This window comes from Acinetobacter parvus DSM 16617 = CIP 108168 (genome assembly GCF_000368025.1).
Classification (GTDB): Bacteria; Pseudomonadota; Gammaproteobacteria; order Pseudomonadales; family Moraxellaceae; genus Acinetobacter; species Acinetobacter parvus.
Map to the genome: position 1 here is coordinate 883,372 of NZ_KB849212.1, position 15,335 is coordinate 898,706.

Sequence of the window (15,335 nt, forward strand, 5' to 3'; positions counted from 1 at the left end):
CTGCTAAATATCGCTAGCCCCTCTTTAAAAGAGAGGAATTTCAACGGAATTTAATAGATCAGGTTCTAGGAGGGCGTAAAATTTCCTGCCAATAGCCAGCAAGATGTCGAGCCTGATAATCGGTATGTTGATAGGAATCAGGCTCTAAAAATGAGGAATAGGATAAACTGGGTGCCTGTTGATCAAGGGCAAGATTGACTGTCTGGCAATTTGAGGGACTATTGCAGTCCTGACAATGCTGATCACTATGCATTTTTCCATCATGACATTTTATCAAACTGGTCGTATCAACATGCGACCCAGACGTATGATGAGGTTGATCCAGCATAGGTTGCTCATGGCAAGGCATTGTTTGAGCGGTTGCATAAGATTTTTGAGGAGATTGAATTGCCTGAACTGCTGCAACAGCCACACCACTCCCCCCGATGAAGAATATCATCAGGAATACAAACCACAGATGTTTGTATTTTTGGCGCAGTTGCACGTTAGATTCCCTGTTTCAATGATCAAACTAAGTCAATATACTTAGCATAATTTCTTTCATACTTATACACAATCAGCTTCATGTTTCAATTCTGATCATTTAGAGTCAGTTTAAAGAAACCTGCTGATTTATCATTTAATTTCCAAACAAATAAAAAATGGATAAAAATAAAGCAAAATAAATAAGTTGGCGCATAAAAAAGGACAGATATTTGTCGTTTTTCCATTATTTTGCTGTGAATATAAACAACTGAAATCATTTTGTTTATTTTAACAACAGTTTATCCACTTGCTTATCAACACGGTTATCCACCCAGTTATAAACAAAGTTATCCACATCTTAAATCTCTACCTGATTCACTTTTGCCAACTCCGCCCGCATCTGATCAATCACCGTTTTATAATCGGGTTGACCAAAAATCGCTGAGCCAGCCACAAACATATCCGCACCCGCTGCTGCAATCTCAGCAATATTTGCTGGACCAACCCCACCGTCCACTTCCAGACGAATATCACGACCGCTGGCATCAATAATCTGACGTGCCTGACGTAATTTTTCCAAAGTCATTGGAATGAATTTCTGTCCACCAAAGCCAGGGTTTACACTCATCAACAGGATTTGATCCACTTTATCAAGCACATAATCCAGATAGTGCAACGGCGTGGCTGGGTTAAATACCAAGCCAGCTTTTGCTCCACCCGATTTGATCAATTGTAGCGAGCGATCAATATGGTCTGATGCTTCTGGGTGAAAGGTAATAATGTCGGCACCTGCCTCCAGAAAATCGCCAATCATACGGTCCACAGGCGAAACCATCAAATGCACGTCAATCGGTGCCTTGATACCATAGTTTTTCAGTGCCTTGCATATACCCGCACCAAAGGTCAGGTTCGGTACATAGTGGTTATCCATCACATCAAAATGCACAACATCTGCGCCTGCCGCCAACACTTTTTCCACCTCTTCACCCAAACGTGCAAAATCAGCAGATAAAATTGACGGTGCAATTAAATAGGGCTTGGACATGGATAACCTGACGAATACTGAGAAAATGATGGGTAAATTATAGCAAATTCATAACACTTCCGTCTGTAGTTAGCCTGCTGGCATTGCAAACTTGCAACAGCCCGTTTCATGAGAACTATTTTCATTTACAATTAAAAACCAGCAGGAAGATGTTGCCCATTTGGAGCAGGTGGTACTTGCTCATTTAAACCGTATGGCTCAACAAGAATTTTTAGTTGAATGGCAACATCATTTAAAGAAGCTCATATGAACTTCCAGTATTTAGCTTAATGCCTTTTCTAACTGAATGGCATGAAACTGTAGGTGGTCATCAATAAAACTTTGAATAAAGTAATAGCCATGATCATAACCTTTGTGCAGGCGTAGGGTGAGAGGCTGACCAGCATCGAGACAGGCCTGCTTAAATTTCTCAGGATTCAACTGCGCATAGAACTGGTCATCCAGTCCCTGATCAATCAGGATTTCCTCAAAAACTCCACCCTTTTGCTGGACCAAAGCAGTCGCATCGTGTGCTAACCACTGTTGTTGATCAGTACCTAAATATTGGCTAAATGCCTTTTCTCCCCAAGGGCAGAGACTTGGTGCACAAATGGGCGCAAAGGCTGAAACCGACTTAAATTGCTCAGGATATTTAAATGCCAGCGTCAATGCACCATGCCCACCCATTGAATGACCAAAGATTCCAACTTGATTTTCAATCACTGGAAACTCCTGCAATATGTGCGCATACAACTCATCAACAATATAGGATTCCATTTGATAATGTTCAGCCCACGGTTGCTGTATCGCATTCATGTAGAAACCTGCACCCTGCCCAATGTCCCAATGATCTCCTTGCGCCACATCCTCTCCACGCGGTGAGGTATCTGGTGTAATTAAAATCAGGCTTAAACGTGCAGCCATACGTTGTGCATGTGCCTTGATTGCAAAGGTCTCTTCAGTACAGGTCAGGCCAGCAAGATAGAATAATGCTGAACATGGCTTACCCTCTAAAGCAGCTGGTGGCAGATAAACCCCAACCTTGCTCAGCCCTTTGAGATGCTGGGAATCAATCTGGTAAATCCGTTGCTCACCCTCAAAACAACGATTTTTTTGCAGTAGTTGCATATTTGTTATCCTGTGTTTTTGTAGTATCTGTTGTTGTCATATTTTGTGTAGGGAACAAATAAGGCTCCAGTTGTGGCAGCATTAATTCCATATTACGCCCAATTGACCATTGCGGTTCTGATGGTTCAAAGCCCTGCGCAGTTTCCCATTTGGTCACTGTTTGTCTGGCCTGCTCAAATGCCTGCTTGATTGAAGACTGCTCACGCATTGCCAGATCAAAAAATGCCCGACCAAAATAGGTATAGTCGGCCTCACTATTACAGCCAAATGAGGTTTTATCTGCTGCTGATGCGGTAATGATCAATGTTTCAGGTGACTGCAAGGCAGGAATAAAGCTGCCCGAATAACAGGCCGAAATCACGATCACACGCCAGCGAATTCCAGACTTATCCAGTGTTTCACGCAGCCATTTCGGGTCAACCTGCCCAAGCTCTAGCGGCGCATTTTCAATTTCAAAATGATTCCGTTCGCCATGTGAAGTCATATACAGGAATAGCACATCACTGTCACGGTTCATTTGCTGGCCAATACGGCGCAAAGCCAGTTCCATACTGGTTTTAGAAGCGATTGGCACCTCCAGACGTGTGGCAGGGTTATTGATCAACATCAGCGAACGGCCAAAGGTTCCAAAACGGGTATCAAACTGCTCTTTTATCCGCTCAATTTCCGACTTGAACACATCAGCATAACTATCTCCCGCCACTCCCATAAAATACCAGTGGCTTTGGGCGATATCGCCATATTGTATTTGATCCAGTGCCGTCTCAAGCAAATGGCCCTGCGCATAAAATGCCTCTTCACTGAAACTTGGCGGTGTTTGCTCCACTTTCCAGACTGGCTGGTCCTTAACAGATAATTGCCATACCACCATTGTGGCAATAGTTGCCACAATCACCAGTACACGCTCCCACCACGGCCATTTTAATGCACGGGAAAAAACCCAGATGACTGCCAGACTCTGCCAGACAAACAAGCCAACAAAAAATGGGGGTAAAAAACCATTATAAATACTGTCAGGGATAAAGTTCAGGTAACCATTTGATCCAAGATACTGAATCAGGCATTGTAACAACAGAATATTGGTATCAAGCACCAACCACAGCAATGCAGGCACCAGCATCAGGCGAGGTTGGTTCATGCGCTGGGAAAGGAAAATACCGACAATTAAGGCAATAAATGGCCACAGTGCATATCCAATCAACCCCTGGGGATTAAAGTCCCCCATTTGCCCAGCAACCAGCCAGCCATAAAGCGAGTTGGTACATCCACCCAGAATTCCCCACAGAATCAGTTGGGTGATTGAAGGATGTACCACCTGTAGGGAACGGCGTGACCCCAGAAACAACCACATTCCAGCAATTTGGTTACTTTTAAAATCGTGCCAGATATTAATGGAGGGCTTGAGGTCTATCATAAAATTCTTTAGGTATTTCTCTTTTCAAGACAAAACTGAAAATCTACTTCTTCAAAATAAGCATCACTTTTCTAAAAATTGAGATGCTCAGCTCTAGTGTAAGCGTGACAAGAATTTTTTAGCAATCATGCTTTTGCACTATATCACAAATCTTTACTGTGCATTGACGCAAGCCAAACAATCAACTGAATCCGATGAGGATTTGAACTTAAACTTTGGCAAAATATGCATCAAAACGGCAGGCATCTCCCAGCCATTGATGATCAGGTGTTTGATCTGCCAGATAAATGGCATGACGTGGACGCTTGACCACCACACGTTTGGCAATTTTCCTTGCAAAATCGAGTAATTGATCACCCAAATCCATCTCGCCATTTTCAGGCAACAACAGGTGCAATAACTGCATTTGTTTCTTAACCTGCGCCTGCTTTTTTATCGCCTGCTGGTTCTGGTCACGCTGTGGAAACATCGGGTCCAGATACACCACATCCACCTGCTGATTCTGCTGGGCTAATTGCTGTAAATATACATTGGAGTCTGCAAAAACCAACTGAATCCGTGACACAAAAGTCTGTAAAAATGGATCCTTTTCAGCCTGTGCCTTGGTATATTCCAACAACACAAACAGGATCGGATGCCGTTCAACCAGACAGACATCCGCCCCTAGATAGGCCATCAGCAAACTGTCATGTCCCAGACCTGCGGTCGCATCAACCAGTGTTGGCTTTTCTCCAAGCTGACACGCTCTGGCAATCATCTCAGATTTTAAACTGGCTCTTTTTAATCGCGGAATCTCGGCACACCAGTCAGGCTGCATTTTCATGCCGTTGGCGGCAAGACTTAAACCATCCTCATCCAGCACCAGTGCCATGTCTGGATTCAGGCGTAAAAAACGTGCATTAATTTTCTCAACCACTTGCCCATCAAGCTGAACATGCAATTCAGCCAAACGTGTTTGCAGTTGCTGAAATTGGTGTTGATATTCAGCTTGATACCAACAGATCATCTGCATTACCAATGCACCCAACCTGTCCACCAAGTTGCCAGGATCAACAGTCCAAATACAATGCGGTAGTAGGCAAATGCGGTAAAATCATGCTTGGAGACATAACGAATCAGGGCACGAATCACAATCAACGCTGAAATAAAGGCAACTACAATTCCAACAGCCAAGACTGCCATATCATTGCTATGCAACTCATGACGCATCTTGTACATATCTAGCAGACCTGCGCCCATCAGTACAGGAATGCCCAGGAAGAATGAAAATTCAGCCGCAGCCTTACGTGAAACGCCGAGGAACAATGAACCAATAATGGTTGAACCAGAACGGGAAGTGCCTGGAATCAAGGCAAGACACTGAATCAAACCAATTAAGGTTGCCTGCTTAAAGCTTAGATCATCCACTTCCTGAGTTACAATTTGATGCGGGCGGCGTTCCGCCCATAAAATAATAAAACCACCCACAATCAATGCGATTGCAACGGTAATTGCATTAAATAAATAGGCTTTTACCACATCACCAAAACTCAACCCAATGATCACGATTGGAATTGAAGCAATAATCAGGTTAAGGCTTAAACGGCGGCCCTGTTCCTGCCCTGTGAACGCACCAATCAAAGCCCCCCACAACTTGCCCCAATATTCATAGATCACAGCGGCAATCGCACCAATCTGCACAGCAACCGCGAACATATCACGCTTTTCAACCGTCCAGAAATCCAGCAGTTGACCCGTTAAAATTAAATGCCCTGTACTTGAGATGGGTAGAAATTCAGTAATCCCCTCTACCAAGCCCATAATCGCCGCTTTAAATAGCAATAAAAGATCCATACTCAACCTTAATTCGTATTAATTTGCTTTGCCTTGTTCTGGAATTTTCTTCCACGCATCATCACGCAAATACACAGGCAGCGCATGTTCAGCATCAACCCATTGTTGTTGTTTCGCATATACACGGGCAATTGTTGCAATATCCTGTGCAGTCGCCATGATCTTCAACGTGCAAGCCTCAGATGAGTCTATTTGCTCTGGCTTAATCAAGCCTGAACCCGAACCAATCGCGGTAAACTGACAATATTCAGCTGCCTGCTGATAATTTAATAATCTTTCTTCATCTATGGCCTGCATGATGCCATGTTGATCCAGACTAAAGCTAGCAATATAGACTTCCTGCATACGTGCATCCAGCACAGCAGTAACCTGTTGCAAGCCTGTTAAACGGTAGGCTGCCTGTGCCAAGGCCTGCAAACTGGATACAGGAATCACAGGCAAGTTATGCGACCAGGCCAAAGCCTGTGCAACTGCGGCATTAATACGTACCCCACTAAACGAACCTGGGCCGCGACTAAAGGCAATGGTAGTTAAATCAGCAAGTTGGGTTTGAGTTTGCAACAAGGCCTGTTCAGTTAAGGGCAAAATGGTTTGCGTTTGTGCCTTGGTTCGTTCATCCAGTTGAAAAAACAGTTCTTGGGTATCATCCACCAATGAAACAGAACACTGCTCATTTGCAGTTTCCAGTGCAAGCAATTTCATGCAAAAACCCTGAGTGCCAGAAAGAGAAAAAACGTCGAGTATCATACTCCACTCTAACCTACTAGGCGAGTTGTTCTCCTTTTTAATACAAAAAAGCCAAGCATTTGCCTGGCATTTATAGCGTTAAGTTTAGATCAAAAATTAAAAATGAAACTCTTCCAGATTTAGGAAATTCTTATAATGTTCCGCATAATGCAAAGCGCTTAAACGTAAACGGGCAGCTCCCTCTTCATCCAGAGTTTTCACCACTTTGCCAGGCGAACCCATCACCACAGAATTGTCTGGAATCACCTTGCCCTCTGGTATAAGGGCATTAGCTCCAATAATACAATTTTTGCCAATCACGGCATGATTTAAAATCACCGCATTCATGCCAATCAATGAATTATCACCAATGCGACAGCCATGTAACATCACCTTATGTCCAACTGTTACATATTCGCCAATATCCATTTCAATGCCTGCATCGGTATGCAACACCGCATTTTCCTGAATATTGGAAAAATTACCAATCCGAATCACACAATTATCGGCACGCACCACAGCACCAAACCAGATGCTGACCTGACGGCCCAGCTCAACCTGACCAATCACCGTTGCAGTTGGTGCAACCCAGCCATCCCAAGGCTCATACAATGCTTTTGGACTTAATCCCTGATAGCGATACATCATGATGAATACTCGACTTGATTAAATACGATTTAAAACTTGGATAATCCAAAATGCGGTGGATTAACCAGAAACGGCCAATTTTTTTGATAACCCAGACCATACTGAAACAAAGACACCAGCATACGCGCCGTTAACCCCCACACGATTTCACTTTCCACCTGCATACTTGGAAAATAAATGGATTGACGTGCCAGACGAACCTCATAGGGTAAAGGCGGCGCTTCTATTAACTGTTGTAATGGCACAAAAAAAATACGGTCTATTTCTGTGGGCTGGGCAATCAGTTCCACTTGGGCAGGAATCAAGCCAACGATTGGCTTAACCGATAACCCACTTCGCGCACGCTGAATCGGTAAGTCACCCAAAAGCTTGACATCAAATGGATTGAGCGCGGTCTCCTCATGTGCCTCACGCAAGGCCACCACAATATTGCTGGTATCACTTGGATCACGCTTGCCACCTGGGAATGAAACCTCTCCCGCATGTTGTGACAACTGCATGGAACGGCGGGTCAGCAAGACTTTCGGTTGGACTTCCTGAGTTATTGCAATCAAGACTGCGGCATCTGCCTGCTGGATTCGTTTGGAAAAACGCAACCGTTGTTGTAAAAGCTGTATTAACGACGGCTGTTCCATATCACTCATCTCTTCTTGTTACTTTCCTGATAAATCATCATAGCTGAAATTTGAGTTGTCAGTATAGATGATGATGCGAACAGATAAAAATTCAGTTATGCTGGGCTATCTCTACGGCTGATGATAATTATGAGCTTTTGTGTTGCATGCGGACATCAAACTGAGGCAAAAATTCCACTGGGTGATCATAAATTACGTTTGGTTTGCACAAATTGCGGCAATATTCATTATGAAAATCCCAAAGTAATCTGTGGTGCTTTAGCGCTTTGGGACAACAAGGTATTACTTTGCCGTCGGGCAATTGAACCCCGCTATGGTTTATGGACCTTACCCGCTGGTTATATGGAGCTGTTTGAAACCATGGAGCAGGGCGCAGCGCGTGAAACCCGTGAAGAGGCCGAGGCAGAGGTTGAGATTGAACAGCTTTACTGTATGTACAATATCCCCCGTATTGGGCAAATCTACGTCTTGTTCAAGGCACAATTAAAACAGGGACTATTTGGTGCTGGTGAAGAAAGCCTTGAATGTCGCTTATTTGAAGAACATGAAATTCCCTGGACGGAACTTGCCTTTCCGAGCGTAGAGCAAACATTAAGACATTATTTTACCGATCGTAAAAATGGGTTATTTCCATCTCATTTAGAAACATTGGGAACGCGTTTAGATCATACAGGTTAAATTGACATCCTCCCCGACCTAAAGGACGGGGATTCCTCCTGCGAGACGCTCATGTCCGAGCGCAAGAATATTCAGTGCGGAATTTACATCCCGATCATGGAGCGTACCGCACTCCATACACTGCCATTCTCTTATTCCTAAGCCTGCTCTACCTTTCGGACTACTGGAGCGTGAGCCACAGCACGAACAAATTTGGGTGGTATAGGCTTCATTGACTTCTTCATAACATACCCCTGCGTTCTCGCATTTATACTTGAGCATGGTTCTTAGTGTTGTCCAACTGGCATCTAATACAGACTTGGCTAGTTTGGTCTGCGCTAGTGCTTTGGCATTCACATTGCCAACGAAGATTGCTGCATGTTCATTCACCAGTTTATGGCTGAATTGATGCAGCATGTTTTGACGTATATTTTTAATCTTGGCGTGAATTGCTTTGACACGTTTCTTATTTCTAGCTCGTTGGGCTATGCCAAGTTTTTGTTCATATTGGCGATAGATTTTAGGGGCTTTGAGTTTCACACCATCTGAGCATGTTGCAAGGTCTTTTAGCCCTAGATCAATGCCAATGGCTGTGGTTGATGTTGTTTTCTCTATCTTTGGTGCTTCTACAACTAAACAGACATACCAACGCCCACGACTATCCTCAACAAATGAGCCTGTTTTAACATTGTATTTGCTTAGTCCGTAGCTGTCCCATAGTTTGAATTGGTGCTTGCCATATTGAACATAGCCATCAGCATATTTGATTGCTACTTTCTTGAACGGTATCCAGCCCAATGAACGCCTAGCTGATTTTTTATTGCTGACTCGCCATTTCAGTTTTGCTTTTTTGAATTGCTTGCGTCTTGTCACTAATTCTTCTGTGACCGCCTGAATCGTTTGGCTATGCAAATTACATTCTTTCGATGTGCCTTTTGTGTATTTGGCAATGTCGTATGCTGAAAAGAATTGTTGTTTGCGTTGTAGATGCTTGAAACACAAATCATTGACATAATTCCAAACAAAGTTTACCTCCAACGCTAGTTGGTCTAGCATCTTGCAATGTTTGTCTTTTATTCGTAATTTGAGTGTCTTCATACAATTATTTTAACCGTATTTTTCTTAATAGTGATTATAGCAAAAGTATTTAAAACGACATTTCATGTCGTATGGCTTACGCCAGTCGCTTATATCCTCGGGCTAAACCCCGAGGTTTTACGCTCCAATGGATAAACGGCATTATCTGATTAATAGCAATCAATAGACTTTTTATTCTACAACATATTGATAATTATAATTTTTATACAAAATCTTTTTAAATCAACCTGAATATTTTGAACTTCTGTCTGTTAATCGGCAGAATTTTCGTTTTGAGAATGTAAACAAAATCTCTTTTTAACTTAAAATTGATAACAATCGTCAAAATCAAGTTTTTCGGTATTCACTTTCTAAGCCATACTTTCTCTACAAGTGACAATAAGCTTAATTTTATTGCCCTATGCCCTGTTCAGCTTGTGCAATTTCTGCCTGCTTCGCCAGCCATTGCTGCATATCTTCATTTTTTACCCGATCATAGATTTCTGAGACTTTAACCGTTAAATCAATCGACTGAAAATGGACATCTTCATCTAAATAAAAATGTTGAGACTGCCAGCCGTTAGAAAGACGCTGGATTTCCACATCGACAAAATCCTGTTCGATCAACACATATTCCTGTAAAGTCGGAATAGTAAGGTAAAGATCACGTTTCAGTGTCTTGTCTTTTTGGCGGGTGGATTTTGAGAGCACCTCAACAATGAGGGTTGGGTTTTCGGTATAATAATCCTGTTCATCTTCACTGCAATCAATGATTGCATCAGGATAAAAGTAGTTTTTTCCGACTTTGAGTTTCATATCTGAACCAAAAGGTTGGCATGGTTTACCTTTGAGGTGACCCAATAATAACCCCAACATATTATCTGCTAAACGAACATGGTTCCGATGTGCGCCCGCCATTGCGTAAACTTCGCCATCGATATATTCATGTTTGATATCAGTCAATAATTCGCCCTCAAGGTATTCCTGTTCACTGATATATGGTTGTGGTTGAATGACTGCCATTTTGCTGCCCTAATACCCAAAATGTTTATTCTATTTTAGAGTGTAGTACACTAGCATATCCTTGTGTATGCCAATGTATTTCTTTTTATGTCCCAGTTTTTGCAAAAGTTAAACATACAAAATAATGCCGTATCTGCACTTTTGCTCCAGCTTCAGGATTTAACTGGCTTGGTCTATCTCCATGATCAAAATTTTCCTGTTATTGCATTTCTACCCAAAGCTTTTTTAAAATTTCAGCAGTCAACGCTGATACAGTTTCATCAAATTGAATTTAATCAATATCAAATAAATCAAGATGTAACATCAGTGATTGAATTTTCAAATTTCAATCATTCACAAGAATACCCAGAGCACGACATTTCTTTCAATGGTGGTTATATTGGCTTCTTTAGCTATGACTATAGTGCAGATCAATTTATTGATGTTTTTAGTCATCCACAACCCAGCTTTTTTCTAGGTGAATATTCTACTTTTTTAAAGTTTCAGGATGGCGCATGGTATTTTTATAGTGATGAGGAACAAGCGCAAAATATTTATAAAAGCATTTCCAGACTGCTAAACCAAGCCCAAGAAAATGAATTAGCCACACTTCAACTCTTAAAAAAGTGCGCTTCCCGTTGGTCAAAAGAACAATATTTTGACGCATTCAATCAGGTTCAGGAGTACATCAAGGCAGGTGATTGTTATCAAATCAATTTAACACAAGAATTTAAGGCAACAGCACAAGGTACACTATTAAGTAAAGCTGAAGAATTATGGCAATTGACCCATGCACCGTATGCAGGTTATTTAAAGCTTGATGATTTTGAGCTACTCAGTTGTTCACCTGAGTTATTTATCGAATTTCAGCATGAGAGAAAAATCAAGACCCGACCAATTAAGGGAACCATGCCACGCTTTGATGATCCCAAACAGGATCAAGCATCCAAAGCCAAACTCAGTAACTCTGAAAAAGATCAGGCTGAAAATGTCATGATTGTGGACCTGTTGCGTAATGACCTCAGTGTTTATGCTGAAATTGGTTCAGTAAAGACAACTAAACTCTTTGAAATTGAAAGCTTCAATCAGGTTCACCACATGGTTAGTGAAATCACGGCAACTTTAAAGCAAGATATCAACCCAATACAGATGCTATTGTCTGCCCTACCTGGTGGTTCAATTACGGGCGCACCCAAAATTCGTGCCATGCAGATTATTGAGGAACTAGAGGGTGCATCAAGAGGTGCGTATTGTGGCAGTTTGGGTTATTTCAATTTTGATGGTACGGGACGCTGGAATATCCTGATTCGTAGTATTCAAAAGTATCAGGATCAATTATCGGTCTGGGCAGGTGGTGGCATTACGGTTGCTTCTGATGCCGAAGCCGAGTACCAAGAATGCTTTGATAAAATTTCTGCCATGCTTGATTTGCTCAACACATGGCAGAAAAATGAGGCTTCATAATCGTTACAAATAGGGCGTATGCAATACGCCCCTACGATAATATGTCCGTTTTGAGTGTATCGACTAAACGCTGATTTTGCTCATCTGTGCCAATGGTAATTCGCAGGAATTGATCAATTCTTGGTTTATTGAAATAACGGACAATAATGCCCTGCTCACGGAGTTGCTGTGCAAGCTTGGCGGCTTCATATTGCGGATGTGTGGCAAAAATAAAATTGGCTTTTGATGGCAATATCTTAAAGCCTAAAGCCACGAGATCATCAACTAATTTTTCTCGACTCTCAATTACTTTGGCACATTGCGCTTCAAAATAAGCTTGATCTTCAAATGAAGCCACTGCTGCTGCAATCGCAAAGCGGTCGATTGGATAAGAATTAAAACTATTCTTCACTGCTTCAAGTGCTGCAATCAAATGGCTTTGTGCAATTGCAAAACCTACACGCAAACCCGCGAGTGAACGTGACTTGGAGGTTGTTTGACAAACCACCAGATTCTCATATTGATTCACAAGCTGAACCGCAGATTCAGCACCAAAATCGACATAGGCTTCATCAATGACAACCACACGATCTGGATTGGCCTGCAAAATTTGTTCAATTTGTTGCAAACCCAATGCAATACTGGTTGGCGCATTAGGATTAGTAATAATAATGCCGCCATTTTCCTGCTGATAATCTGAAACATCAATTTCAAAATTTTCATTCAAAGGTATCTGCTTGGTCTGGATACCAAAGAACTGACTATAAACTGGATAAAAGCTATAGGTAATGTCAGGATAGAGTACAGGTTGTTTCTGGATAAAGAATGCCTTGAAAATATGGGCTAGAACTTCATCCGAGCCATTACCCACAAAAACCTGATCAAGTTCAACTTTTTGCTGATTGGCAATTGCTTGCTTTAAGGCTGTGGCATCAGGGTCAGGGTATAAACGCAAGGCATCGGCCTGATTTTCCAAAACTGCCTGCACCACTTCCACAACTTTTGGTGATGGTGGATATGGGTTTTCATTGGTATTGAGTTTGAGCAAATTCTGGATTTTTGGTTGTTCACCTGGCACATAAGGCTCTAATTCGCGAACTTCTGGACTCCAAAAACGCATTTGTTGTGTTGTGATCTTTGACATTTTATATTCTCTTTTACCCTCTCCTAACCTCTCCCAAAGGGAGAGGAATCTTCAAACTTATTCCACATGTATAGTGACAAGTCCCCTCTCCTTCTAGGAGAGGGTTAGGGAGAGGTTTATATTTGTTATAACATTAAGCAATGACACACGTTGCACATTCAAGCTTCATAACGGTAACGTGCTGAACGTGCATGGGCATCAAGGTTTTCTTGTACCGCAAGTATATCGGCTGTTTTGGCCAGCGTTTTAACACCATCCTGTGAGCACATAATCAGGCTTGAACGTTTTTGAAAATCATAAACACCCAGTGGCGAGGAAAAACGGGCTGTGCCTGACGTTGGCAAAACGTGGTTTGGCCCTGCACAATAATCACCAATCGCTTCTGGCGTATAACGTCCCATAAATATTGCACCTGCATGACGAATATCCTGACTCATCAATTCAGCATCATCCAGACAGAGTTCCAAATGCTCAGGCGCAACCTGATTGATCAGCTCAATCGCTTCTGCACGGTCTTTAACCAGAACCAGTGCACCACGGTTTTGAATTGAAGTACGGGCAATTTCGGCTTTTGGTAATTCAGCAAGATGCTTTTCAATGGCTGCATCCACGGCATTTAAAAGTGCTTCATCGGGTGTAATGAAAATGGCTTGAGCAACCGTGTCATGTTCTGCCTGAGACAATACATCCATCGCCAGCCATTCGGCATTGTTTTCACCCTCTGCATAGACCAGAATTTCTGAAGGTCCAGCAATCATATCAATGCCCACCTGACCAAACACGGCCCGTTTTGCCGCAGCAACAAAGCGGTTCCCTGGTCCCGTAATTTTATCTACGGCTGGAACGGTTTGGGTTCCGTAGGCCAATGCCGCAACTGCCTGTGCACCACCAATGGTAAATACTCGGCTAACGCCAGCTATATATGCCGCAGCCAAGACCAATGGATTGAGCTCACCATTTGGTGCAGGCACCACCATAATAATTTCAGGCACGCCAGCCACATGGGCGGGTAGCGCATTCATCAACACAGAAGATGGATAAGATGCCAACCCCCCTGGTACATAAATCCCAACCCGATCAAGAGGCGTAACTTTCTGCCCCAGTGTATTCCCTAGCTCATCCACATAGGTCCAGCCTTCCTGTTTTTGGGCTTGGTGAAATGAACGAATCCGCTTTGCCGCCAGCTCCAGAGCTTCACGAATTTCTGTACTTAATCCCTCAAATGCGGTTTTAAGCTGTTGCTGGCTAAGTTCTAAATCGGAGAATTGATGCGCTGGATGTCGATCGAACTGTTGGGTGAGTTTAAGTACATGATCATCACCATGCTGACGGACATCAGCAATAATCTGGTCTACAGTCTGTACGAGTTGAGGATCATTAACAGTTTCAAATGCCAAAAGCTCAGCGAATGCCTGTTTAAAATTCTGATCCTGAGTCGATAAACGTCGCATCAATTTACCCACAAGGCGAATAAGAGAGCGCTAAGTTTACTCTTTTTCAGTGTACTTGTGGGCACAATATAGGCTAAAAAAATCAATCAGAAAGAGAAGGTTCTTCGATCAATCCACAATCTCTACTTTTATCTTTTTAATCAAAACATTTAGCTATCAAAAACAAAAGTTAAATTTTTTTATTCCATTTGTCACAAAACAAAAGGCTGAGTCGTCAAATGAATACCTACGTTGATTTTAATCAGGAACACTATAATGACGACACTCAATATTAATCCTAAAAAACATTTACCAGAGTCAATTCATCATCTCTATCAAGTCCATCAAAACATTCTCGATTCAGCTTTGATAGATCGCTCGCTTTATCATCTTGTTCTATTACGTGCCTCGCAAATCAATGGTTGTGCTTTTTGTGTGAAGATGCATATTGCTGAAGCTATGGCAGATGGTGAAATACAATCACGTTTGGACCGTTTGGTGGTATGGCGACATTGCAATGATTATACGGATCAGGAAAAAGCCGCCTTTGCTTGGGTTGAAGCACTCACGACTTTAAACCCGCTCACTGATTATGAGCCGTTACGTATAACCCTATTAAAATATTTCAGTGAGCCACAAATTTCAGCTTTAACTTTACTGATTGGCATGATTAATTTGTGGAATCGAATTGCAATTTCACAGCATTAAC

The 15,335-nt window shown here is 42.4% G+C and carries 16 protein-coding genes and 1 pseudogene; 4 read left to right on the forward strand and 13 right to left on the reverse strand.

Going from position 1 to position 15,335, the window contains the following annotated elements; translation table 11 throughout:
- Nucleotides 1-58: 58 nt before the first annotated feature.
- Both F988_RS10790 and rpe read right to left on the reverse strand, forming a co-directional pair.
- On the reverse strand, nt 59-484 hold the full coding sequence (locus F988_RS10790) for a hypothetical protein (protein ID WP_004682981.1): 426 nt from the start codon (nt 482-484) through the stop codon (nt 59-61).
- A 339-nt stretch (nt 485-823) separates the two neighbouring features.
- Nucleotides 824-1,510 (reverse strand): ribulose-phosphate 3-epimerase, encoded by a 687-nt coding sequence (rpe, locus tag F988_RS10795; RefSeq protein WP_004682983.1) that lies wholly within the window; start codon nt 1,508-1,510, stop codon nt 824-826.
- A gap of 148 nt (nt 1,511-1,658) precedes the next feature.
- Here rpe and F988_RS15725 point away from each other — a divergent pair.
- Nucleotides 1,659-1,760, forward strand: a pseudogene (locus F988_RS15725) (hypothetical protein); the annotation flags it as partial.
- An 11-nt stretch (nt 1,761-1,771) separates the two neighbouring features.
- Here the strand turns inward: F988_RS15725 and fghA are convergent.
- The 7 genes from fghA to F988_RS10830 all read right to left on the reverse strand — a co-directional run bounded on the left by fghA (nt 1,772) and on the right by F988_RS10830 (nt 7,873).
- Nucleotides 1,772-2,617 (reverse strand): S-formylglutathione hydrolase, encoded by an 846-nt coding sequence (gene fghA, locus F988_RS10800; RefSeq protein ID WP_004682985.1) that lies wholly within the window; start codon nt 2,615-2,617, stop codon nt 1,772-1,774.
- Nucleotides 2,586-4,031 (reverse strand): C13 family peptidase, encoded by a 1,446-nt coding sequence (locus F988_RS10805; RefSeq protein ID WP_004682987.1) that lies wholly within the window; start codon nt 4,029-4,031, stop codon nt 2,586-2,588. The genes fghA and F988_RS10805 overlap by 32 nt, the downstream gene beginning before the upstream one ends.
- A 208-nt stretch (nt 4,032-4,239) precedes the next feature.
- On the reverse strand, nt 4,240-5,043 hold the full coding sequence (locus F988_RS10810) for a class I SAM-dependent methyltransferase (RefSeq protein ID WP_004682988.1): 804 nt from the start codon (nt 5,041-5,043) through the stop codon (nt 4,240-4,242).
- The gene (locus F988_RS10815; protein WP_004682990.1) at nt 5,043-5,864 is read right to left on the reverse strand and encodes an undecaprenyl-diphosphate phosphatase; all 822 of its coding nucleotides are present in this window, start codon (nt 5,862-5,864) and stop codon (nt 5,043-5,045) included. Before F988_RS10815 ends, F988_RS10810 begins: the two co-directional genes overlap by 1 nt.
- Nucleotides 5,865-5,882: 18 nt before the next feature.
- Nucleotides 5,883-6,566 carry a tRNA (adenosine(37)-N6)-threonylcarbamoyltransferase complex dimerization subunit type 1 TsaB gene (gene tsaB / locus F988_RS10820; RefSeq protein ID WP_004682992.1) on the reverse strand — a complete coding sequence of 228 codons (684 nt, stop codon included), beginning with the start codon at nt 6,564-6,566 and terminating at the stop codon, nt 5,883-5,885.
- Nucleotides 6,567-6,707: 141 nt separating this feature from the next.
- Nucleotides 6,708-7,235, reverse strand: a complete 528-nt coding sequence (locus tag F988_RS10825; protein WP_167539036.1) for a gamma carbonic anhydrase family protein — start codon at nt 7,233-7,235, stop codon at nt 6,708-6,710.
- A gap of 32 nt (nt 7,236-7,267) precedes the next feature.
- Complete coding sequence (locus F988_RS10830) at nt 7,268-7,873, reverse strand: CoA pyrophosphatase (protein WP_004675141.1); 606 nt, start codon at nt 7,871-7,873, stop codon at nt 7,268-7,270.
- A gap of 129 nt (nt 7,874-8,002) precedes the next feature.
- Here F988_RS10830 and F988_RS10835 point away from each other — a divergent pair, with 129 nt between their 5' ends.
- Nucleotides 8,003-8,551: an NUDIX hydrolase gene (locus F988_RS10835; RefSeq protein ID WP_004682996.1), complete on the forward strand. Its 549-nt coding sequence runs from the start codon at nt 8,003-8,005 to the stop codon at nt 8,549-8,551.
- 18 nt (nt 8,552-8,569) lie between these two features.
- On the opposite strand, the gene F988_RS10840 is transcribed toward F988_RS10835, so the two are convergent.
- Nucleotides 8,570-9,628, reverse strand: coding sequence for an RNA-guided endonuclease InsQ/TnpB family protein (locus F988_RS10840; protein WP_034427539.1), 1,059 nt, complete (start codon nt 9,626-9,628; stop codon nt 8,570-8,572).
- A 390-nt stretch (nt 9,629-10,018) separates the two neighbouring features.
- Entirely contained in the window at nt 10,019-10,630 is a 612-nt protein-coding gene (locus tag F988_RS10845) for a Uma2 family endonuclease (protein WP_004683000.1), read from the reverse strand.
- A gap of 87 nt (nt 10,631-10,717) precedes the next feature.
- On the opposite strand from F988_RS10845, the gene pabB reads away from it, so the two are divergent.
- Entirely contained in the window at nt 10,718-12,073 is a 1,356-nt protein-coding gene (pabB, locus tag F988_RS10850) for an aminodeoxychorismate synthase component I (protein ID WP_004683001.1), read from the forward strand.
- Between the two features lie 31 nt (nt 12,074-12,104).
- Here the strand turns inward: pabB and hisC are convergent, their stop codons facing one another.
- Nucleotides 12,105-13,196, reverse strand: coding sequence for a histidinol-phosphate transaminase (gene hisC / locus F988_RS10855; RefSeq protein ID WP_004683003.1), 1,092 nt, complete (start codon nt 13,194-13,196; stop codon nt 12,105-12,107).
- Nucleotides 13,197-13,354: 158 nt separating this feature from the next.
- The gene (gene hisD, locus F988_RS10860) at nt 13,355-14,647 is read right to left on the reverse strand and encodes a histidinol dehydrogenase (protein WP_004683004.1); all 1,293 of its coding nucleotides are present in this window, start codon (nt 14,645-14,647) and stop codon (nt 13,355-13,357) included.
- A gap of 255 nt (nt 14,648-14,902) precedes the next feature.
- Here hisD and F988_RS10865 point away from each other — a divergent pair, with 255 nt between their 5' ends.
- Nucleotides 14,903-15,334 carry a carboxymuconolactone decarboxylase family protein gene (locus F988_RS10865; RefSeq protein ID WP_004683005.1) on the forward strand — a complete coding sequence of 144 codons (432 nt, stop codon included), beginning with the start codon at nt 14,903-14,905 and terminating at the stop codon, nt 15,332-15,334.
- Nucleotide 15,335: the final 1 nt, after the last annotated feature.

Bases quoted from the DNA above. Each gene is read 5' to 3' on its own strand.
- rpe (WP_004682983.1), bottom strand. From the start codon at position 1,510: ATGTCCAAGCCCTATTTAATTGCACCGTCAATTTTATCTGCTGATTTT.
- fghA (WP_004682985.1), bottom strand. From the start codon at position 2,617: ATGCAACTACTGCAAAAAAATCGTTGTTTTGAGGGTGAGCAACGGATT.
- F988_RS10805 (WP_004682987.1), bottom strand. From the start codon at position 4,031: ATGATAGACCTCAAGCCCTCCATTAATATCTGGCACGATTTTAAAAGT.
- F988_RS10810 (WP_004682988.1), bottom strand. From the start codon at position 5,043: ATGCAGATGATCTGTTGGTATCAAGCTGAATATCAACACCAATTTCAG.
- F988_RS10815 (WP_004682990.1), bottom strand. From the start codon at position 5,864: ATGGATCTTTTATTGCTATTTAAAGCGGCGATTATGGGCTTGGTAGAG.
- tsaB (WP_004682992.1), bottom strand. From the start codon at position 6,566: ATGAAATTGCTTGCACTGGAAACTGCAAATGAGCAGTGTTCTGTTTCA.
- F988_RS10825 (WP_167539036.1), bottom strand. From the start codon at position 7,235: ATGTATCGCTATCAGGGATTAAGTCCAAAAGCATTGTATGAGCCTTGG.
- F988_RS10830 (WP_004675141.1), bottom strand. From the start codon at position 7,873: ATGGAACAGCCGTCGTTAATACAGCTTTTACAACAACGGTTGCGTTTT.
- F988_RS10835 (WP_004682996.1), top strand. From the start codon at position 8,003: ATGAGCTTTTGTGTTGCATGCGGACATCAAACTGAGGCAAAAATTCCA.
- F988_RS10840 (WP_034427539.1), bottom strand. From the start codon at position 9,628: ATGAAGACACTCAAATTACGAATAAAAGACAAACATTGCAAGATGCTA.
- F988_RS10845 (WP_004683000.1), bottom strand. From the start codon at position 10,630: ATGGCAGTCATTCAACCACAACCATATATCAGTGAACAGGAATACCTT.
- pabB (WP_004683001.1), top strand. From the start codon at position 10,718: ATGTCCCAGTTTTTGCAAAAGTTAAACATACAAAATAATGCCGTATCT.
- hisC (WP_004683003.1), bottom strand. From the start codon at position 13,196: ATGTCAAAGATCACAACACAACAAATGCGTTTTTGGAGTCCAGAAGTT.
- hisD (WP_004683004.1), bottom strand. From the start codon at position 14,647: ATGCGACGTTTATCGACTCAGGATCAGAATTTTAAACAGGCATTCGCT.
- F988_RS10865 (WP_004683005.1), top strand. From the start codon at position 14,903: ATGACGACACTCAATATTAATCCTAAAAAACATTTACCAGAGTCAATT.